Below are 18,796 nucleotides of genomic sequence, written 5' to 3' on the forward strand. Positions count from 1 at the left end.
CACCAGCGCCCCCGAGCCGGCCACCGGAGGCCGTCCGTGGCACCCGAGCCCCCGGGGCGACCCGGCCGCCGGTCAGGCCGCCGGCGAGCCGGCCGGCTGCCGGGCGGTGACCAGGTCGCCCAGCCGGCCCCGGCCGCCGTCGAACGCGGTCAGCACCCAGACCCCGTCGTCCAGCAGCGCCATCGAGTGCTCCACGTGCACGGCCATCGAGCCGTCCCGGGTGACGACCGTCCAGCCGTCCGCGAGCTCGACGGTACGAGGCGAGCCCATGGTGATCATCGGCTCGATGGCCAGCGCCATCCCGGGGACCAGCTTCGGCCCGCGTCCCGGGCGGCCGTGGTTCAGCACGTGCGGGTCCTGGTGCATCTCGGTGCCGATGCCGTGCCCGCCGTAACCGTCGACGATGCCGTACCGGCCGCCGCGGCGGACCGCGTTCTCCACCGCGTGCGAGATGTCGGTGAGCCGGCCCTTGCCGCCGGCCGCCCCCCGCGCCGCGGCGGCGATGCCGGCCCACATGGCGTCCTCGGCCACCGCCGCCATCTTCAGCAGCGCCGGGTCGACCTCGCCCACGCCCACCGTGATCGCCGCGTCGCCGTGCCAGCCGTCGAGCACCGCGCCGCAGTCGATCGAGATCAGATCGCCGTCCCGCAGCACCTGCCCGGCGGCCGGGATGGCGTGCACCACCTGCTCGTTGACCGAGGAGCAGATCGACGCGGGGAAGCCGTGGTAGCCCTTGAACGAGGGGACCGCCCCCGCCTCACGGATGGTCGACTCGGCGATCGCGTCCAGGTCGGCGGTACTGACCCCGGGGGCGACCGCCTCCCGCATCCGGCGCAGCGCCTCGGCGACCACCAGGCCGGCGGCGCGCATCTTCTCGATCTGGGCCGGGGTCTTCAGCTGGATGTCCAGCTGGGGACGGCGCATGGAGGCGTTACCTTTCGTTCTACGCGGAACAGCGAGGCACGTCTCGCGTACCCCGCTGTTCGCACTCTATCTGCCGGAGGGCCGGCGGGACCTCATCCGCCGTACGAGCGAAGGGCGTCTATGGCGCGGACGGTCACGTCCTCCACCGGGCCGGTGGCGTCGATCCCCACCAGCTTGCCCTGGGCGCCGTAGTAGTCGACCAGCGGCGCGGTCTTCTCGGCGTACTCCCGCAGCCGGGCGGCGATGGTCTCCGGCTTGTCGTCGTCGCGCTGGAACAGCTCGGCGCCGCAGCGGTCGCAGATGTCGTCCCGGGTGGTGGCGTCGAACTCGACGTGCCAGATCTTGCCGCAGCCCCGGCAGGTACGCCGGCCGGAGAGCCTCCGGATCACCTCGTCGTCGTCGACGACCAGCTCCAGCACCAGGTCCAGCGCGGTGCCGAGGTCCGCGAGGAGCTTGTCCAGCGCGGCGGCCTGCGGCGTGGTACGCGGGAAGCCGTCGAGCAGGAAGCCCTCCGCGGCGTCCGGCTCGGCCAGCCGGTCGCGGACCATGTTGATGGTCACCTCGTCCGGCACCAGCTTGCCGGCGTCCATGTACCGCTTGGCCTCCACACCCAGCGGCGTGCCCTGCGAGACGTTGGCCCGGAAGATGTCACCGGTCGAGATCTTCGGCACCGACAGGTGGGCGGCGACGAACTCCGCTTGGGTGCCTTTGCCCGCGCCCGGCGGGCCAACCAGAACGAGTCGCATCTACCGCAGGAACCCTTCGTAGTTCCGCTGCATGAGTTGGCTCTCGATCTGCTTCACGGTCTCCAGACCGACGCCGACCATGATGAGCACAGCGGTGCCGCCGAACGGGAAGTTCTGGAACTGCTGGCTGTTCAGCCAGATGAAGAAGAAGTTCGGCAGGACCGCGACGATGCCCAGGTAGAGCGCACCCGGCAGGGTGATCCGGCTGAGGATGAAGTCGAGGTACTCGGCGGTCGGCCGGCCCGGGCGGATGCCCGGCACGAAACCGCCGTACTTCTTCATGTTGTCCGCGACCTCGGTCGGGTTGAACGTGATCGACACGTAGAAGTACGTGAAGAAGATGATCAGCAGGAAGTAGATCGCGATGTGCAGCGGGCTGGCCGGGGCGACGACGTTGTTCTGAATCCAGGCCTGGGTCTTGCCCGGGTTGTTCTGGTCGAAGAACTGCAGGGCCAACTGCGGCAGGTAGAGCAGCGACGAGGCGAAGATGACCGGGATGACACCCGCCTGGTTGACCTTGAGCGGGATGTAGGTCGAGGTGCCGCCGTACATCCGCCGGCCGATCATGCGCTTCGCGTACTGCACCGGGATCCGGCGCTGCGCCTGCTCGATGAAGGTGACCGCGGTGATGACCACCAGGACCAGCGCGAGCACCAGGACGAACTTGCCCCAACCCTGCTGGGTCTTGATCTTCCAGCCCTCGCTGGGGAGGCGGGCCGCGATCGAGGTGAAGATCAGCACGGACATGCCGTTGCCGACCCCGCGGTCGGTGATCAGCTCGCCGAGCCACATCACCATGCCGGTGCCGGCGGTCATGGTCATGACCAGGATGCCCAGCGTCAGCCAGTCCGGGATGCCGGTGCCCTGGGGGACGATCGGCCACTGGTCGCAGCGGTTCTGGAAGAGCTGGCCGGAACGGGCCAGCGCGACGAACGCCGAGGACTGCAGGACACCCAGGCCCAGGGTCAGGTACCGGGTGTACTGGGTGATCTTCGCCTGGCCGGCCTGACCCTCCTTGCGGAGCTGCTCCAGCCGCGGGATGACCACGGTGAGCAGCTGCAGGATGATCGACGCGGTGATGTAGGGCATGATGCCCAGCGCGAAGACCGACAGCTGGAGCAACGCCCCACCGGAGAACAGGTCCAGCAGGCTCAGCACCCCGGTGGTGTCGCCCTGGAGGGAGTCAAGGCACTTCTGCACGTTGCCGTACGAGACGCCCGGGCTGGGCAGCGTTGCCCCCAGCCGGTAGACCGCGATGATGCCGACTGTGAACAGCAGCTTCTTGCGCAGGTCAGGCGTACGGAACGCACTGAGAAAGGCGGACAGCAACTTCTTCCTCCTGCGCGACGCGGGCCGCCGGTGTTCCCTGGCGGGGCGGGGTGGGTGCCGGGCGGACTGCCCGATATCCATAGCTGGGAAGGGACTCTAACAGCCCGATCCCGGTCCGGGCAGATGTGCCCGGCTACATAAAACGAATCCGATGTTACTTGGCGCACACATGCCTGGTAGACCAGGGCGCCCGCCCAGTTGGGGACAACTGAGCGGGCGCCCGGATCGGCCTTACAGCTCGGTGGCCGAGCCGCCGGCGGCGGTGATCTTCTCCTTGGCCGACGCGCTGAACGCGTGCGCCGACACCTGGAGGGACACGCCGCCGAGGTCGCCGGTGCCGAGCACCTTCACCGGGTGGCCCTTGCGGACCGCGCCGGCGTCGACCAGCTCCTGTGGGCCGATCTGGCCGCCGTTCGGGAACAGCTCGGCCAGCCGGTCCAGGTTGACCACCTGGAAGACGACCTTGAACTTGTTCTTGAAGCCCTTCATCTTCGGCAGGCGCATGTGGATGGGCATCTGACCACCCTCGAACGCCGCCGAGATGTTCTTCCGGGCCTTCGAACCCTTGGTACCGCGACCGGCGGTCTTGCCCTTGGAGCCCTCACCGCGACCCACGCGGGTCTTCTCGGTCTTGGCACCGGGCGCCGGGCGCAGGTGGTGAACCTTGATCGTCATTACTCGACCTCCTCGACCTTCACGAGGTGGTTGACCGTGAAGATCATGCCGCGGATCTCCGGACGATCCTCCTTGACCACCACGTCGTTGATCCGCTTGAGACCGAGCGAACGCAGCGAGTCACGCTGGTTCCTCTTGGTCCCGATCTCGGACCGGACCTGGGTGACCTTCAGGCGAGCCATCAGGACGCCACCCCCGCCCGCGAGGCGAGCATGGCGGCCGGCGCGACGTCCTCGACCGGCAGGCCACGGCGGGCGGCGACGGCCTCCGGGGACTCGAGCCCCTTCAGCGCCGCGACCGTGGCGTGCACGATGTTGATCGGGTTCGACGAGCCGAGGCTCTTGGAGAGCACGTCGTGGATGCCCGCGCACTCCAGCACCGCGCGCACCGGACCACCGGCGATGACGCCCGTACCGGCGGAGGCCGGCTTGAGCAGCACCACACCGGCGGCGTCCTCGCCCGTGACCGGGTGCGGGATCGACTGACCGATCCGCGGCACCTTGAAGAAGTGCTTCTTGGCCTCCTCGACACCCTTGGCGATCGCCGCGGGCACCTCCTTGGCCTTTCCGTAGCCCACGCCGACGGTGCCGTCGCCGTCGCCCACGATCACCAGGGCGGTGAAGCTGAAGCGACGACCACCCTTCACGACCTTGGCGACGCGGTTGATCGCGACGACCCGCTCGAGGTGCGGGGTCTTCTCGACGGGCGCGTTTCCGCGGCCGCCCTCACGGCGGTTGTCGCGGCGACCACCCTCGTTGCCACCGGACCCGCCGCCACGGCGCTGTTGACCTGGCATCAGCAGCCTTCCTTCTCTCTCGTGACGGGGTTTCTAGAACTCGAGCCCGGCTTCGCGGGCGCCGTCGGCAAGCGCGGCGACCCGCCCCGCGTACCGGTTGCCACCGCGGTCGAAGACGACCTTCGAGACGCCGGCGGCCTTGGCACGCTCGGCGAGCAGGGCGCCGACCTGGCCGGCCAGGGCGCTCTTGTCGCCCTCGGCACCGCGCAGCGAGGCGTCCATGGTCGAGGCCGACGCCAGGGTGTGACCCTTGGTGTCGTCCACGATCTGGGCGACGATGTGCCGCAGCGAGCGGGTGACCACCAGGCGGGGACGCGCAGCGGTGCCGCTGATGTTCTTGCGGACCCGGAAGTGCCGGCGCGCACGCCCGACGGCACGCTTGGCGGCGACGCCGCGGCGGCGCTTGAGCAGCGTGGCGCTCACTTCTTACCTGCCTTTCCAGCCTTGCGGCGGATGACCTCGCCCTGGTACTTGATGCCCTTGCCCTTGTACGGCTCCGGCGGGCGGATCTTCCGGATGTTGGCGGCGATCTCACCGACCTGCTGCTTGTCGATGCCGGCGATGTGGAACAGCGTCGGCCGCTCGACGGTGAAGGTGATGCCGTCCGGCGCCTGCACCAGCACCGGGTGCGAGAACCCGAGCGCGAACTCCAGGTCCTTGCCCTTGGCGGTGACGCGGTAACCGGTGCCAGCGATCTCCAGGCTCTTGCGGTAGCCCTCGGTCACCCCGACGATCATGTTGGCCACCAGCGTACGGCTCAGGCCGTGCAGCTCCTTGGCCTTGCGCTCGTCGTTCGGCCGGTTGACGTGCAGCGCACCGTCCCCGCCCTGCTCGGCGGTGATCGGCTCGGCCAGCACGTGGCTCAGCTCGCCCTTGGGGCCCTTGACCTTGACGGTCTGCCCCTCGATCGTGATGTCGACGCCGGCAGGCACCGGGATCGACTTACGTCCAATACGCGACATTTCTATCTGTCTCCCGTTACCAGACGAAGGCGAGGACTTCCCCGCCAACGCTCCGCTTGCGGGCCTGCCGGTCGGTCAGCAGTCCCTGGGACGTCGAAATGATCGCCACGCCCAGCCCACCGAGCACCCGGGGGAGCCCGTCCGACTTGGCGTACACCCGGAGACCGGGCTTGGACACACGCTTGATGCCGGCCAGGCTCCGCTCCCGGTTCTGGCCGTACTTCAGCTCGACGACCAGTCGCTTGCCGACGGCGCCCTCCTCGGGCTCCTCGACCAACCAGGTGGCGATGTAACCCTCGGCCTTGAGGACCTCGGCGATGTTCGCCTTGATCTTCGAGTAGGGCATCGTCACCCGGTCGTGGTACGCCTGGTTGGCGTTACGCAGACGCGTGAGCATGTCTGCGATCGGGTCGGTCATCGTCATGAAACTCGTCAACCTTTCTCGCCGCGGTTCCCCGGGCCAGGCCCGGGGCCTACGGCGAAGAGACAGTTCAGCTGACGCGCGAAGCGCGCCGGGCTATTACCAGGAAGCCTTGGACACGCCGGGCAGCTCACCGCGGTGGGCCATCTCCCGGATGCACACCCGGCAGAGACCGAACTTGCGGTAGACCGCCTTCGGACGCCCGCACCGCTGGCAGCGGGTGTACGCGCGAACCGAGAACTTCGGCTTCGCGGCCGCCTTGAGGATCAGCGCCTTCTTGGCCATCTCAGTTCTCCTTGAACGGGAAGCCCAGGAGCTTGAGCAGCGCCCGGCCCTCGTCGTCGGTCGTGGCGGTGGTGACCACCGTGATGTCCATGCCCCGCTGGCGATCGATCTTGTCCTGGTCGATCTCGTGGAACACCGACTGCTCGGTCAGGCCGAACGTGTAGTTGCCGTGCCCGTCGAGCTTGCGCCCGTCCAGGCCACGGAAGTCCCGGATACGCGGCAGCGCGATCGACAGCAGCCGGTCCAGGAACTCCCACATCCGGTCGCCGCGCAGGGTCACCTTGGCGCCGATCGGCATGCCCTCACGGAGCTTGAACTGCGCGATGGACTTGGTCGCCCGCCGCACCAGCGGCTTCTGGCCGGTGATGGTGGCCAGGTCGCGAACCGCGCCGTCGATCAGCTTGGCGTCGCGAGCGGCCTCGCCGACACCCATGTTGACGACGATCTTGACCAGCCCGGGCACCTGCATGGGGTTGCCGTAGGCGTACTGCTCCTGCAGCTTCGCCACGACCTCGTCGCGGTACCGCTGCTTGAGGCGCGGCAGAGTCTTGGTTTCGGTAGCCGTGGTCATCACAGGTCCTTACCGGTGCTACGCGCGATGCGGACCTTCTGGCCGTTGTCGTCGATCCGGTAGCCGACGCGGGTCGGCTTGCCGTCGGAGTCCACGACCATCACGTTCGAGACGTGGATCGGGGCCTCCTGGGTGACGATGCCGCCGGTCTTGGCGCCACGCTGAGTGGTGCTGATGCGAGTGTGCTTCTTGACCCGGTTCACGCCCTCGACCAGGACCTTGTCCTGCCGCGGGTAGGCCGCGATGACCTTACCCTTGGCACCCTTGTCCTTGCCGGCGATGACGACGACCGTGTCGCCCTTCTTGACCTTCACGGTCACAACACCTCCGGCGCGAGAGAGATGATCTTCATGAACCGCTTGTCCCGCAGCTCCCGGCCCACCGGGCCGAAGATGCGGGTACCGCGCGGGTCCCCGCCGTCCTTGATGATGACGGCGGCGTTCTCGTCGAAGCGGATGTACGAGCCGTCCGGCCGCCGCCTCTCCTTGGCGGTGCGGACGATGACGGCCTTGACCACGTCGCCCTTCTTGACACCGGCACCCGGGATCGCGTCCTTCACCGTGGCCACGATGACGTCGCCGATGCTCGCGTAGCGCCGACCGGAGCCACCGAGAACGCGGATGCACAGGATCTCCCGGGCACCCGTGTTGTCGGCGACGCGCAGTCGCGACTCCTGCTGAATCACGTCTATCTCCTATGTCTGCCGGTTCTCCGGCCGTCCCGCGGGACGGCCGGAGCCTGGCGGAACCTCGCCCGACCGGTTCACCGGCCGAGCTCGAGCCTTCGCTACTTGGCCTTTTCGAGGATCTCCACGAGCCGCCACCGCTTCGTGGCGGACAGCGGCCGGGTCTCCATGATCAGGACCCGGTCGCCGATGCCGGCGGCGTTCTGCTCGTCGTGGACCTTCAGCTTGCTGGTACGGCGCATGATCTTGCCGTACAGCGCGTGCTTGACCCGGTCCTCGACCTCGACCACGACGGTCTTTTCCATCTTGTCGCTGACCACGAGGCCCTCACGCACCTTGCGGCGGGCCCGCGCGGTGGCGGTCGTGTTCTCGCTCATGATGCAGTCACCTCAGTCGGCGCGGCCGAGAGACCCAGCTCGCGCTCACGCATGATCGTGTAGATCCGGGCGATCTCCCGACGGATGACCTGCAGCCGCCGGTTGTTGTCCAGCTGCCCGGTTGCGGCCTGCACGCGGAGGTTGAACAGCTCCGCCTTGGCCTCGCGCAGCTTCGTGACCAGCTCCTCCTCGGAGAGCTCACGCAGCTCGGAAGGCTTGACGCCCGCTGCCATCAGGATTCACCCACTTCGCGCGTAACAATCCGGCACTTCATCGGGAGCTTGTGGATCGCGCGGCGCATGGCCTCGCGCGCGATCTGCTCGTTGGGGAAGGACATCTCGAAGAGGACCCGCCCGGGCTTGACGTTGGCGACCCACCACTCCGGCGAACCCTTACCGGAACCCATCCGGGTTTCGGCCGGCTTCTTGGTGAGGGCCTGGTCCGGGAAGATGGTGATCCAGACCTTGCCGCCACGCTTGATGTGACGGGTCATCGCGATACGCGCCGACTCGATCTGCCGGTTCGTCACGTACGCCGGCTCGAGAGCCTGGATCCCGAACTCGCCGAACACCACCCGGTTACCACCCTTGGACGCGCCGCTGCGGTCCGGGTGGTGCGGCTTGCGGAAGCCCTTCGGGGGCTTGCGCGGCATCAGCATCTGTCAGCCCTCCTGCTGCGTTTCTGCCGGCTGGGTCGCGGCCGCGGCCACGGCCCCGGCGTCGACCGGCTCGCCGGCCGGCGTCTCGGCCTGCTGCGCGATGGTGGTCGCGGCAGCCCGGCCGGCCTCGGTGCCACCGGCGGTCGTACCCGACGAACCCGACCGGCCACGGCGCGGCCGCTCGGGGCGGTCGCCACGGTCACGGCGCGGGCCGCGCGACGGGGCGGCCTCGGCCGGGGCCTCGCGGCCCGGGACGGCGTCGCCCTTGTAGATCCAGACCTTCACACCGATCCGGCCGAACGTGGTACGGGCCTCGAAGAAGCCGTACTCGATGTTGGCCCGCAGCGTGTGCAGCGGGACCCGGCCCTCACGGTAGAACTCGGTCCGGCTCATCTCGGCGCCGCCCAGACGGCCCGAGACCTGCACCCGGATGCCCTTGCAGACCGGGTTCTTCATCGCGGACTGCATCGCCTTGCGCATGGCCCGGCGGAAGCTGACCCGGCTGGACAGCTGCTCGGCCACGCCCTGGGCGACCAGCTGCGCGTCCGACTCGGGGTTCTTCACCTCGATGATGTTGAGCTGCACCTGCTTGCCGGTGAGCTTCTCCAGCTCGCCGCGGATCCGGTCGGCCTCCGCACCCTTACGGCCGATCACGATGCCCGGCCGGGCGGTGTGGATGTCAACCCGGACCCGGTCCCGGGTGCGCTCGATGTCGACCTTGGAGATACCCGCGCGCTCCAGGCCCTTGGACATCATCCGGCGAATCTTGACGTCCTCGCCGATGTAGTCCTTGTAGAGCTTGTCCGCGAACCAGCGGGACTTCCAGTCGGTCGAGATGCCGAGCCGGAATCCAGTGGGGTGAACCTTCTGACCCATTACTCGGCACCCTCCGTCGTGCTCTGCCCCTCGGCGGCCTGGTCCTGCTTGGCCGGGGCCGTCTTCTTGGCCGAGGCCTTCTTCGGCGCCGCCGGCGCAACCGCCTCGACCGCCACGGTGATGTGGCAGGTGCGCTTGCGGATCCGGTACGCCCGGCCCTGGGCCCGCGGCCGGAACCGCTTCATGGTCGGGCCCTCGTCGACGAACGCCTCGCTGACGAGCAGCGCGTCGGGGTCCAGCCGCTCGTTGTTCTCCGCGTTGGCGATCGCGCTCGCGAGCACCTTGTACACCTGCTCGCTCGCAGCCTGCGGCGCGAACTGCAGCACCGTGAGCGCCTCCTTCGCGGGCAGGCCGCGGACGAGGTTGACCACCCGGCGCGCCTTCATCGGCGAGATGCGCACATGCCGCGCAACCGCCCGCGCGCCCGGAAGCACCGGAGCGTCGCCCTTTCCTGGCATCGCTGTAACCCCTTGTTCCTCTATCCGTATGCCCGCGGCGTCAGCGCCGGCGGCTCTTCCGGTCGTCCTTCTCGTGACCCTTGAACGTGCGGGTCAGCGCGAACTCGCCGAGCTTGTGCCCGACCATGGCCTCGGTCACGAAGACCGGCACGTGCTTGCGCCCGTCGTGCACGGCGATCGTGTGCCCGAGCATCTCGGGAATGATCGTCGAGCGCCGCGACCAGGTCTTGATGACGTTCTTGGAACCCTTGTCGTTCTGCGTCTCCACCTTCTTGAGCAGGTGGTCGTCGACGAACGGGCCCTTCTTAAGGCTGCGAGGCATGTCTTATCTCCCTCAGCCGCGCTTACGCGTGGCGTAGCGGCGGCGGACGATCAGCCGGTCGCTCGGCTGGCCCTTACGACGGGTGCGGCCCTCGGGCTTACCCTGCGGGTTCACCGGGTGACGACCACCGGAGGTCTTACCCTCACCACCACCGTGCGGGTGGTCGACCGGGTTCATCGCCACACCACGGACGGTCGGGCGCTTGCCCTTCCACCGCATGCGGCCGGCCTTACCCCAGTTGATGTTCGACTGGTCGGCGTTGCCGATCTCGCCGATGCTGGCGCGGCAGCGCACGTCGACCCGCCGGATCTCGCCGGACGGCATGCGCAGGGTCGCGTACGCGCCCTCGCGGCCGAGCAGCTGGATGCCGACGCCGGCCGAGCGGGCCAGCTTGGCGCCGCCGCCCGGACGCAGCTCCACGTTGTGGATCGTGGTACCGACCGGGATGTTGCGCAGCGGCAGGTTGTTGCCCGGCTTGATGTCGGCGCTCGGGCCCGACTCGACCCGGTCGCCCTGCTTCAGGTCCTTCGGCGCGATGATGTAGCGCTTCTCGCCGTCGGCATAGTGCAGCAGCGCGATACGCGCGGTGCGGTTCGGGTCGTACTCGATGTGGGCGACCTTCGCCGGCACGCCGTCCTTGTCGACCCGCTTGAAGTCGATCAGACGGTACTGGCGCTTGTGGCCGCCACCGTGGTGCCGCGTGGTGATCCGGCCGTGGGCGTTGCGTCCGCCCTTCTTCGGCAGCGGCGCCAGCAGCGACTTCTCGGGCGTCGACCGGGTGATCTCGGCGAAGTCGGCGACGCTCGAGCCACGCCGGCCCGGCGTCGTCGGCTTGTACTTACGGATAGCCATTGTCTACACCCCTCAGCTGACCGGGCCGCCGAAGGCCTCGATACGGTCACCGTCAGCCAGCTTCACCATCGCCCGCTTGGTGGCCTTGCGCTGGCCGAACCCGGTACGGGTCCGCTTGCGCTTGCCCTCGCGGTTGAGCGTGTTGACCGTCAGGACGCGGACGTTGAAGATCTGCTGGATAGCGATCTTGATCTCGGTCTTGTTCGCGTCCGGGTGCACCAGGAAGGTGTACCAGTTCCGGTTCAGCTCGCTGTAGCTCTTCTCCGAGACGACCGGCGCGACGATGACGTCACGCGGATCGGCGATCGTGCTCACTTGCCACCCTCCTCGGTGGTCTCGGCGGGAACGCCCAGGAACTCGTCCAGGGCCTCCTTGGTGAAGACCACGTCGTCGGCCACCAGCACGTCGTACGTGTTGAGCTGGCCGGCCTCGATCAGGTGCACCCGCGGCTCGTTGCGCAGCGACACCCAGTTCAGCTCGTCGGTGCCGCTCAGCACGACCAGGACCCGACGGGCCTCGGTCAGCTTGGCCAGCGTGGCCAGGGCGGCCTTGGTCGACGGCTGCTCGCCCGAGACGAACGCCTCGACGACGTGCACCTGGCCGGCGCGCGCCCGGTCGGAGAGGGCGCCACGCAGGGCGGCGGCCTTCATCTTCTTCGGGGTGCGCTGGCTGTAGTCGCGCGGCACCGGGCCGTGGACCACGCCACCGCCGGCGAACTGCGGCGCGCGGGTCGAACCCTGGCGGGCCCGACCGGTGCCCTTCTGCTTGTACGGCTTCTTGCCGCCGCCGCGGACCTCGCCCCGGGTCTTGGCCTTGTGCGTGCCCTGCCGGGCCGCCGCGAGCTGGGCCACCACGACCTGGTGCATGAGGGCGACGTTCGCCTGGACGTCGAAGATGTCGGCCGGCAGCTCGACGGAGCCGCTCTTGGCGCCTTCGACGTTGAGGACGTCAACGGTGGTCACTTGGCCGCACCGCCCTTCTTCGCCTTGGTCTTGGCCGCGGTACGGACCAGGACCAGCGCGCCCTTGGGGCCGGGGATGGCGCCACGGACGAGCAGGAGGTTGTTCTCGGTGTCGACCGCCTGGACGGTCAGGTTCTGGACGGTGTAGCGCACGCCACCCATCCGGCCCGCCATCCGGGTGCCCTTGAAGACGCGACCCGGGGTGGCGCAGGCGCCGATGGAGCCGGGCGAGCGGTGCTTGCGCTCGACACCGTGGCTCGCGCGCAGACCGTGGAAGCCGTGCCGCTTCATCGGGCCGGCGTAGCCCTTGCCCTTGGTCTTGCCGGTGACGTCGATGACGACGCCGGCCGGGAACTCCTCGACCGTGACCTCCTGGCCCAGCGAGTAGTCCGCGGCGTCGGCGGTGCGCAGCTCGACGATGTGCCGGCGCGGCGCCACGTCCGCCTTCGCGTAGTGCCCGCTGATCGGCTTCTTGACCTTGCGCGGGTCGATCGTGCCGTACGCCAGCTGGACCGCGGAGTAACCGTCCTTCTCGGCGCTACGAACCTGGCTGACGACGCACGGGCCGGCCTGAACCACGGTCACCGGGACAACACGGTTGTTGTCCCAGACCTGGGTCATGCCGAGCTTTGCGCCCAGGATCCCCTTGACTTGCCTGTCCATTTGTCCGATCCCTACAGCTTGATCTCGATGTCGACGCCAGCCGGCAGGTCGAGGCGCATGAGCGAGTCGACCGTCTTCGGGGTCGGGTCGATGATGTCGATCAGCCGCTTGTGCGTGCGCATCTCGAAGTGCTCGCGCGAGTCCTTGTACTTGTGCGGCGAGCGGATAACGCAGAAACGGTTGATCTCCGTGGGCAGCGGCACCGGGCCCGCGACCTGCGCCCCGGTACGCGTCACCGTCTCGACGATCTTTCGCGCCGAGGAGTCGACGACCTCGTGGTCATAGGCCTTGAGCCGGATGCGGATCTTCTGTCCCGCCATGGTGGCTTCTGTTCCTTCTCTCGATGCCGCTGTGTTGCGGGCACCTGTACCGGCTGGCACAGGCCCACTTCGCCGACCCCCGCGGTCGGGCGTGTCGCGCCCTCGGGCCAGGCTCCGCCCCGGGACTCCGGAGCGACTGCCGACCTCGCGGTAGGTCAAGACGCCGATCGCATCACAGCGATCTGGACGCCGTGCGGGGGTGGTTGACCGCCACGGGGGCGATCAACCACCCAACGCCCGACTGTTGGTCATGCCGGAGGTCCAGCTCTCGCCGGACACGGTCGACCAACCGTCGTTACGCAACCTGACTAGTATGCCGTACTACCGCACGGCAACGCCAATCGGGGTTACCTAGCTCACTTGATGATCTTGGTGACGCGACCCGCGCCGACCGTCCGGCCACCCTCCCGGATCGCGAACTTGAGGTTGTCCTCCATCGCGATGGGCTGGATCAGCTTGACGGACATCGTGGTGTTGTCGCCCGGCATGACCATCTCGGTGCCCTCGGGCAGCGTGACGACGCCGGTGACGTCCGTGGTCCGGAAGTAGAACTGCGGACGGTAGTTCTGGAAGAACGGGGTGTGCCGGCCGCCCTCCTCCTTGGAGAGGATGTAGACCGTCGCCTCGAACTCCGTGTGCGGGGTCGTGGTGCCCGGCTTGATGACCACCATGCCGCGCTCGACGTCCTCGCGCTTGATACCGCGCAGGAGCAGACCGACGTTCTCACCGGCCCGCGCCTCGTCCAGCAGCTTGCGGAACATCTCGATGCCGGTGCAGGTGGTCTTCATCGACTTCTCGCGGATGCCGACGATCTCCACCTCCTCGTTCGGCTTGAGGATGCCACGCTCCGCGCGACCGGTGACGACGGTGCCACGACCGGTGATCGTGAAGACGTCCTCGATCGGCATCAGGAACGGCTTCTCGGTCTCGCGCTCCGGCTGCGGGATCGCGGTGTCCACGGCGTTCATGAGCTCCATCAGGCGCCCGGTCCACTCCGGGTCACCCTCCAGGGCCTTGAGCGCCGAGACCCGGACGACCGGCAGGTCGTCACCCGGGTACTCCTGCGAGGAGAGCAGCTCGCGGACCTCGAGCTCGACGAGCTCCAGGAGCTCCTCGTCGTCGACCATGTCGCTCTTGTTCAGCGCCACGACGATGTACGGCACGCCGACCTGACGGGCCAGCAGCACGTGCTCGCGGGTCTGCGGCATCGGGCCGTCGGTCGCCGCCACCACCAGGATCGCGCCGTCCATCTGGGCGGCACCGGTGATCATGTTCTTGATGTAGTCGGCGTGACCGGGGCAGTCGACGTGCGCGTAGTGACGCGCTTCGGTCTGGTACTCGACGTGCGAGATCGAGATCGTGATGCCGCGGGCCTTCTCCTCCGGCGCCTTGTCGATCTGATCGAACGGCGTGTACGGGTTGAGGTCCGGGTACTGGTCGTGCAGGACCTTGGTGATGGCCGCCGTCAGCGTCGTCTTACCGTGGTCGATGTGACCAATGGTGCCGATGTTGACGTGCGGCTTAGTCCGCTCGAACTTCGCCTTCGCCACTGGTGTCCTCCTGTGGACTTTCTTGGTTCGTTCGCCCCGGTGCGCCGGGTCGGCGCTTAGGACTCTGTCGACAGCCTTTCCGGCCTGGCGGCCGGGAAGCCTTTGTGGGTTCTGCGGCGATGAAGCCTACAGGCCCGGATTCATGCGATCCGACCGAGGTGGCCGCGGGCGGGAGAGCCCTCCCGCGACCGGCCCCGGCTCACGCGTCAGCTCGGGCGAGCCTCACTCACCCGTCGCCTTGGCGATGATCTCCTTGGCCACCGAGGCCGGAACCTCGGCGTAGGAGTCGAACTGCATGCTGTAGCTAGCCCGGCCCTGGGTCTTCGACCGCAGGTCGCCGACGTAGCCGAACATCTCCGACAGCGGCACCAGAGCCCGGACGACGCGAGCGCCGCTGCGCTCCTCCATCGCCTGGATGATGCCACGACGGGAGTTGAGGTCGCCGATGACGTCACCCATGTTCTCCTCAGGAGTGGTGACCTCAACGGCCATCATCGGCTCGAGCAGCGCGGGGTCGGCCTTGCGGGCCGCCTCCTTCATCGCCATCGAGCCGGCGATCTTGAATGCCATCTCGGACGAGTCGACCTCGTGGTACTGGCCGTCCAGCAGGCTGAGCTTGACGCCCACCAGGGGGAAGCCGGCGAGGATGCCGTACTGCATGGCGTCCTGCGCGCCCGCGTCCACCGACGGGATGAACTCCCGGGGGATGCGGCCACCGGTGACGGCGTTCGCGAACTCGTAGGTCGGCGCGTCGTTGCCCAGCGGCAGCGGCTCCACGCTGATGATGACCCGGGCGTACTGGCCGGAACCACCGGTCTGCTTCTTGTGGGTGTACTCGACCTTCTCCACCTTGCGGCGGATGGTCTCGCGGTACGCCACCTGCGGCTTACCGATGTTCGCCTCGACGTTGAACTCGCGGCGCATCCGGTCGACCAGGATGTCCAGGTGCAGCTCGCCCATGCCGGAGATGACCGTCTGACCGGTCTGGTCGTCCAGCTTGACCCGGAAGGTCGGGTCCTCCTCGGCGAGCCGCTGGATGGCGGTGCTGAGCTTCTCCTGGTCGGCCTTGGTCTTCGGCTCGATGGCGACCTCGATCACCGGCTCCGGGAAGGTCATCGACTCCAGGATGACCGGGTTCGCCGGGTCGCACAGGGTGTCACCGGTGGTGGTCTGCTTCAGACCCTGCACCGCGATGATGTCGCCGGCGTGGGCGGAGCTGCGCTCCTCCCGCTTGTTGGCGTGCATCTGGTAGATCTTGCCGATCCGCTCCTTGCGGTCCTTGGTGGAGTTGACCACCTGGGAACCGGACTCGAGCGTGCCGGAGTAGATCCGCACGTAGGTGAGCTTGCCGAGGTGCTTGTCGGTCTGGATCTTGAAGGCCAGGCCGGAGAACGGCTCGGAGACCGACGGCTTCCGCTGCATCGGCGTCTCGCCGTCGGTGGCCGTACCCTCGATCGCCGGAATGTCCAGCGGCGACGGCAGGTACGCGACGACCGCGTCGAGCATCGGCTGGATGCCCTTGTTCTTGAAGGCGGTACCGGTGAGGACCGGGTTGGCCTTGCCGGCGATGGTGGCCCGACGGATGGCGGCCTTGATCTCCTCGGCGGAGATCTCCTCGCCCTCCAGGTACTTCTCCATCACCGAGTCGTCGACGTCGGCGAGGGTCTCCACCAGCTTCTCGCGCCACTCCGCGGCGGAGTCGGCCAGGTCGGCCGGGATCTCCTCGACGGCGTAGTCCTCACCCTTCTGGGTATCCCCGCGCCAGGTGAGGGCGCGCATCTCGACCAGGTCGACCACGCCGATGAAGTCGGACTCGGCGCCGATCGGGATCTGGAGAACCAGCGGGGTGGCGTTGAGCCGGTCGATCATCATCTGCACGCAGCGGAAGAAGTCGGCACCGGTCCGGTCGAGCTTGTTGACGAAGCACATCCGGGGGACGTTGTACTTGTCCGCCTGGCGCCAGACGTTCTCCGTCTGGGGCTCCACGCCGGCCACGCCGTCGTAGACCGCGACCGCACCGTCCAGCACGCGCAGCGACCGCTCCACCTCGACCGTGAAGTCGACGTGGCCGGGCGTGTCGATGATCTGGATCGTGTGGCCCTTCCACTCGCACTTCGTGGCGGCGGAAGTGATGGTGATACCGCGCTCCTGCTCCTGCTCCATCCAGTCCATGACGGCAGCGCCCTCGTGGACCTCACCGATCTTGTACGTGATGCCGGTGTAGAACAGGATTCGCTCGGTGGTAGTGGTCTTACCGGCATCGATGTGCGCCATGATGCCGATGTTGCGTACGTTGGCGAGCGCGTCTGCGGCGGCCACTTCAATCCCTACTTATCGTCGTCTCGACACAACTGGTGGCGGTTCCGGCGCCGGTCCGGCGCCGGAACCTGAGGTGTTACCAGCGGTAGTGCGCGAAGGCCTTGTTGGACTCCGCCATCTTGTGCGTGTCCTCGCGCCGCTTGACAGCGGCACCGAGGCCGTTGCTCGCGTCCAGCAGCTCGTTCATCAGCCGCTCGATCATGGTCTTCTCGCGGCGGGCCCGGGAGTAGGTCACCAGCCAGCGCAGACCGAGGGTGGTCGCGCGGGACGGCCGGACCTCGACCGGAACCTGGTAGGTGGCGCCACCTACCCGGCGACTGCGCACCTCGAGGGTCGGCTTGACGTTGTCCATCGCGCGCTTGAGCGTGACGACGGGGTCGGTGCCGGACTTCTCGCGGCAGCCCTCCAGGGCGGCGTACACGATGCGCTCGGCGAGCTGGCGCTTGCCGCGCAGCAGGATCTTGTTCACCAGCTGGGTGACCAGCGGCGAGTTGTACACCGGGTCAGCGACCAGCGGCTTCCGCGGAGCGGGTCCCTTACGCGGCATGTCAGCTCTTCTCCTTCTTCGCGCCGTAGCGGCTGCGAGCCTGCTTGCGGTTGCGGACACCCTGGGTGTCCAGCGAGCCGCGCACGATCTTGTACCGCACGCCGGGGAGGTCCTTCACCCGACCACCGCGGACGAGCACGATCGAGTGCTCCTGCAGGTTGTGGCCGACGCCCGGGATGTAGGCGGTCACCTCGATCTGGCTGCTGAGCTTGACACGCGCGACCTTGCGGAGCGCCGAGTTCGGCTTCTTGGGGGTGGTGGTGTACACGCGGGTGCACACACCGCGCCGCTGAGGGGAACCCTTCAGCGCCGGGGTCTTCGTCTTGGTCGTCTTGGCCTGACGGCCCTTTCGGACCAGCTGCTGGATGGTGGGCACCGGGTTTCTCCGCTCCCTTCGGCCGCCGCGAGGCGACCGCGCCGTCTGCTCTTAGCCGGCCGGATGGACGGCTCTCCTACATTCCAGCCGGGTCCGCCTGACGGCGGCCCCAGCACCCGCGGTCGGGCGTGTCGCCCGGATCACGGTCCGGTGTCGTCGCTCGCGCGCGTAACCGGCTTTCTGTCACCGGCACGCGGCTCACCACGCGCCGGGTCTTGGGCCTTTGTCGTGTCGCCGCGCGATCACCGGTGGCACCGGCTCCAACGCACGCACGAGTTGCCCGGGCGGGCCCGGGCACAAGGGGAAAGAGTACCTACCACAGCCGCACAGGTCAAAACGGAACGGTCGGAGTGGGCTGCGTCGCAACCCGTCGTCCCCGCACCGTCGTCCCCGCACGCCCACGATGGGCACCTACGCCGTCAAGTGTACCGGCTCGCCCCGGACGCGGCCGCTCGGCCCCGCGACCACCGCCGTCACGCGAACTGCAGCAGCAGGGCCAGCGCCAGGCCGAGCAGACTCAGCCCCACCCCGACGGAACCGCAGATCAGCCCGGCCCGGGCCAGCCCGCGGCCGGTGAACCGGACCTCGGGCGGGGCGGCCGGGCGGCGGATCTGCCGCAACCCGAGCAGGCCCGTCACGATGGCGGCCGTCCCGGCGATCACGCCCAGCACGGTGAACGCCCCGGCGGCCCACGCCCCGCCCCAGCTCCGGCCACCGATGCCGAAGCAGAGCACCAGCACGGAGACCAGGATCGAGACGATGCCGACCAGCAGCGAGGCGGTGGCCAGGCCGGAGGTGACCGGCGGCACGTCCAGGTGGACCACGCCGAACGGCGTACCCGGCACCGGGTCGACCCGCTTCGGCGGCCGGGCCGGCTCGCGCGGCGGCGGAGGGCCGCCCCAACCGGGATGCGCCGGCGCGGGCGGCCACCCGGGCCTCGGCTGCGCCCCCCAGGAACCGGGTGCCGGCCAGCCAGGCCGCGCCGGGCCGCCGGACGCCGGCCCGCCCGGAGGGTACGGCCCCACGGGCCCGCCGCCCGGGTACGGCTGGCCGGGGTGCGGCCCGCCCGGATACGCCCCCGCGGCACCTCCACCGGGGTGCGGACCGCCAGGGTGCGGACCGG

29 protein-coding genes are annotated in these 18,796 nt (G+C 68.7%); all 29 read right to left on the reverse strand.

Features of this window, described 5'->3' with window-relative positions:
- Positions 1-72: 72 nt before the first annotated feature.
- The 29 genes from map to AB0H57_RS08250 all read right to left on the reverse strand — a co-directional run bounded on the left by map (position 73) and on the right by AB0H57_RS08250 (position 18,518).
- Entirely contained in the window at positions 73-924 is an 852-nt protein-coding gene (gene map / locus AB0H57_RS08110) for a type I methionyl aminopeptidase (RefSeq protein WP_357503927.1), read from the reverse strand.
- A gap of 92 nt (positions 925-1,016) precedes the next feature.
- Complete coding sequence (locus tag AB0H57_RS08115; protein ID WP_357503929.1) at positions 1,017-1,670, reverse strand: adenylate kinase; 654 nt, start codon at positions 1,668-1,670, stop codon at positions 1,017-1,019.
- On the reverse strand, positions 1,671-2,999 hold the full coding sequence (secY, locus tag AB0H57_RS08120) for a preprotein translocase subunit SecY (protein ID WP_357503931.1): 1,329 nt from the start codon (positions 2,997-2,999) through the stop codon (positions 1,671-1,673).
- Positions 3,000-3,230: 231 nt separating this feature from the next.
- Positions 3,231-3,674: a 50S ribosomal protein L15 gene (rplO, locus tag AB0H57_RS08125; RefSeq protein WP_357503933.1), complete on the reverse strand. Its 444-nt coding sequence runs from the start codon at positions 3,672-3,674 to the stop codon at positions 3,231-3,233.
- Positions 3,674-3,856, reverse strand: a complete 183-nt coding sequence (gene rpmD / locus AB0H57_RS08130; protein WP_012184313.1) for a 50S ribosomal protein L30 — start codon at positions 3,854-3,856, stop codon at positions 3,674-3,676. The genes rplO and rpmD overlap by 1 nt, the downstream gene beginning before the upstream one ends.
- Positions 3,856-4,470 (reverse strand): 30S ribosomal protein S5, encoded by a 615-nt coding sequence (rpsE, locus tag AB0H57_RS08135; RefSeq protein WP_222956323.1) that lies wholly within the window; start codon positions 4,468-4,470, stop codon positions 3,856-3,858. The genes rpmD and rpsE overlap by 1 nt, the downstream gene beginning before the upstream one ends.
- A gap of 33 nt (positions 4,471-4,503) precedes the next feature.
- Positions 4,504-4,881: a 50S ribosomal protein L18 gene (rplR, locus tag AB0H57_RS08140; protein WP_357504006.1), complete on the reverse strand. Its 378-nt coding sequence runs from the start codon at positions 4,879-4,881 to the stop codon at positions 4,504-4,506.
- An 8-nt stretch (positions 4,882-4,889) separates the two neighbouring features.
- Positions 4,890-5,432 carry a 50S ribosomal protein L6 gene (gene rplF / locus AB0H57_RS08145; RefSeq protein WP_357503935.1) on the reverse strand — a complete coding sequence of 181 codons (543 nt, stop codon included), beginning with the start codon at positions 5,430-5,432 and terminating at the stop codon, positions 4,890-4,892.
- Positions 5,433-5,448: 16 nt separating this feature from the next.
- Complete coding sequence (rpsH, locus tag AB0H57_RS08150) at positions 5,449-5,856, reverse strand: 30S ribosomal protein S8 (protein ID WP_067301438.1); 408 nt, start codon at positions 5,854-5,856, stop codon at positions 5,449-5,451.
- Positions 5,857-5,952: 96 nt separating this feature from the next.
- Complete coding sequence (locus AB0H57_RS08155; protein WP_007073023.1) at positions 5,953-6,138, reverse strand: type Z 30S ribosomal protein S14; 186 nt, start codon at positions 6,136-6,138, stop codon at positions 5,953-5,955.
- A gap of 1 nt (position 6,139) precedes the next feature.
- The gene (gene rplE, locus AB0H57_RS08160) at positions 6,140-6,709 is read right to left on the reverse strand and encodes a 50S ribosomal protein L5 (RefSeq protein WP_222956320.1); all 570 of its coding nucleotides are present in this window, start codon (positions 6,707-6,709) and stop codon (positions 6,140-6,142) included.
- Positions 6,709-7,029 carry a 50S ribosomal protein L24 gene (gene rplX, locus AB0H57_RS08165; RefSeq protein ID WP_018217055.1) on the reverse strand — a complete coding sequence of 107 codons (321 nt, stop codon included), beginning with the start codon at positions 7,027-7,029 and terminating at the stop codon, positions 6,709-6,711. Before rplX ends, rplE begins: the two co-directional genes overlap by 1 nt.
- Positions 7,026-7,394 carry a 50S ribosomal protein L14 gene (gene rplN, locus AB0H57_RS08170; RefSeq protein ID WP_023358185.1) on the reverse strand — a complete coding sequence of 123 codons (369 nt, stop codon included), beginning with the start codon at positions 7,392-7,394 and terminating at the stop codon, positions 7,026-7,028. The genes rplX and rplN overlap by 4 nt, the downstream gene beginning before the upstream one ends.
- Positions 7,395-7,495: 101 nt before the next feature.
- Positions 7,496-7,771, reverse strand: a complete 276-nt coding sequence (rpsQ, locus tag AB0H57_RS08175) for a 30S ribosomal protein S17 (protein WP_091666197.1) — start codon at positions 7,769-7,771, stop codon at positions 7,496-7,498.
- Positions 7,768-8,004: a 50S ribosomal protein L29 gene (rpmC, locus tag AB0H57_RS08180; RefSeq protein ID WP_013288628.1), complete on the reverse strand. Its 237-nt coding sequence runs from the start codon at positions 8,002-8,004 to the stop codon at positions 7,768-7,770. The genes rpsQ and rpmC overlap by 4 nt, the downstream gene beginning before the upstream one ends.
- Positions 8,004-8,429: a 50S ribosomal protein L16 gene (rplP, locus tag AB0H57_RS08185; protein WP_007465292.1), complete on the reverse strand. Its 426-nt coding sequence runs from the start codon at positions 8,427-8,429 to the stop codon at positions 8,004-8,006. Before rplP ends, rpmC begins: the two co-directional genes overlap by 1 nt.
- A gap of 3 nt (positions 8,430-8,432) precedes the next feature.
- Entirely contained in the window at positions 8,433-9,305 is an 873-nt protein-coding gene (rpsC, locus tag AB0H57_RS08190; protein WP_189195425.1) for a 30S ribosomal protein S3, read from the reverse strand.
- Positions 9,305-9,763, reverse strand: a complete 459-nt coding sequence (rplV, locus tag AB0H57_RS08195) for a 50S ribosomal protein L22 (RefSeq protein ID WP_357503938.1) — start codon at positions 9,761-9,763, stop codon at positions 9,305-9,307. Before rplV ends, rpsC begins: the two co-directional genes overlap by 1 nt.
- A gap of 40 nt (positions 9,764-9,803) precedes the next feature.
- Positions 9,804-10,085 carry a 30S ribosomal protein S19 gene (gene rpsS / locus AB0H57_RS08200; protein WP_007073032.1) on the reverse strand — a complete coding sequence of 94 codons (282 nt, stop codon included), beginning with the start codon at positions 10,083-10,085 and terminating at the stop codon, positions 9,804-9,806.
- Between the two features lie 12 nt (positions 10,086-10,097).
- A complete protein-coding gene (gene rplB / locus AB0H57_RS08205; RefSeq protein WP_088976123.1) occupies positions 10,098-10,937 on the reverse strand; it encodes a 50S ribosomal protein L2 in 840 nt (279 codons plus the stop codon).
- 12 nt (positions 10,938-10,949) lie between these two features.
- Entirely contained in the window at positions 10,950-11,252 is a 303-nt protein-coding gene (rplW, locus tag AB0H57_RS08210) for a 50S ribosomal protein L23 (protein WP_222956315.1), read from the reverse strand.
- The gene (gene rplD, locus AB0H57_RS08215) at positions 11,249-11,899 is read right to left on the reverse strand and encodes a 50S ribosomal protein L4 (RefSeq protein WP_357503941.1); all 651 of its coding nucleotides are present in this window, start codon (positions 11,897-11,899) and stop codon (positions 11,249-11,251) included. The genes rplW and rplD overlap by 4 nt, the downstream gene beginning before the upstream one ends.
- The gene (gene rplC, locus AB0H57_RS08220; RefSeq protein WP_357503942.1) at positions 11,896-12,561 is read right to left on the reverse strand and encodes a 50S ribosomal protein L3; all 666 of its coding nucleotides are present in this window, start codon (positions 12,559-12,561) and stop codon (positions 11,896-11,898) included. Before rplC ends, rplD begins: the two co-directional genes overlap by 4 nt.
- An 11-nt stretch (positions 12,562-12,572) precedes the next feature.
- Entirely contained in the window at positions 12,573-12,881 is a 309-nt protein-coding gene (rpsJ, locus tag AB0H57_RS08225) for a 30S ribosomal protein S10 (RefSeq protein WP_007073037.1), read from the reverse strand.
- A 356-nt stretch (positions 12,882-13,237) separates the two neighbouring features.
- Complete coding sequence (tuf, locus tag AB0H57_RS08230; RefSeq protein ID WP_357503944.1) at positions 13,238-14,431, reverse strand: elongation factor Tu; 1,194 nt, start codon at positions 14,429-14,431, stop codon at positions 13,238-13,240.
- Positions 14,432-14,653: 222 nt separating this feature from the next.
- Positions 14,654-16,750 carry an elongation factor G gene (fusA, locus tag AB0H57_RS08235; RefSeq protein ID WP_357503946.1) on the reverse strand — a complete coding sequence of 699 codons (2,097 nt, stop codon included), beginning with the start codon at positions 16,748-16,750 and terminating at the stop codon, positions 14,654-14,656.
- A 76-nt stretch (positions 16,751-16,826) separates the two neighbouring features.
- Positions 16,827-17,297 (reverse strand): 30S ribosomal protein S7, encoded by a 471-nt coding sequence (gene rpsG / locus AB0H57_RS08240; RefSeq protein ID WP_357503948.1) that lies wholly within the window; start codon positions 17,295-17,297, stop codon positions 16,827-16,829.
- A gap of 1 nt (position 17,298) precedes the next feature.
- A complete protein-coding gene (rpsL, locus tag AB0H57_RS08245) occupies positions 17,299-17,673 on the reverse strand; it encodes a 30S ribosomal protein S12 (protein ID WP_007465318.1) in 375 nt (124 codons plus the stop codon).
- A gap of 473 nt (positions 17,674-18,146) precedes the next feature.
- Positions 18,147-18,518 carry a hypothetical protein gene (locus AB0H57_RS08250; protein WP_357503950.1) on the reverse strand — a complete coding sequence of 124 codons (372 nt, stop codon included), beginning with the start codon at positions 18,516-18,518 and terminating at the stop codon, positions 18,147-18,149.
- Positions 18,519-18,796: the final 278 nt, after the last annotated feature.

It is taken from the genome of Micromonospora sp. NPDC050686 (assembly GCF_040654475.1).
GTDB lineage: Bacteria > Actinomycetota > Actinomycetes > Mycobacteriales > Micromonosporaceae > Micromonospora.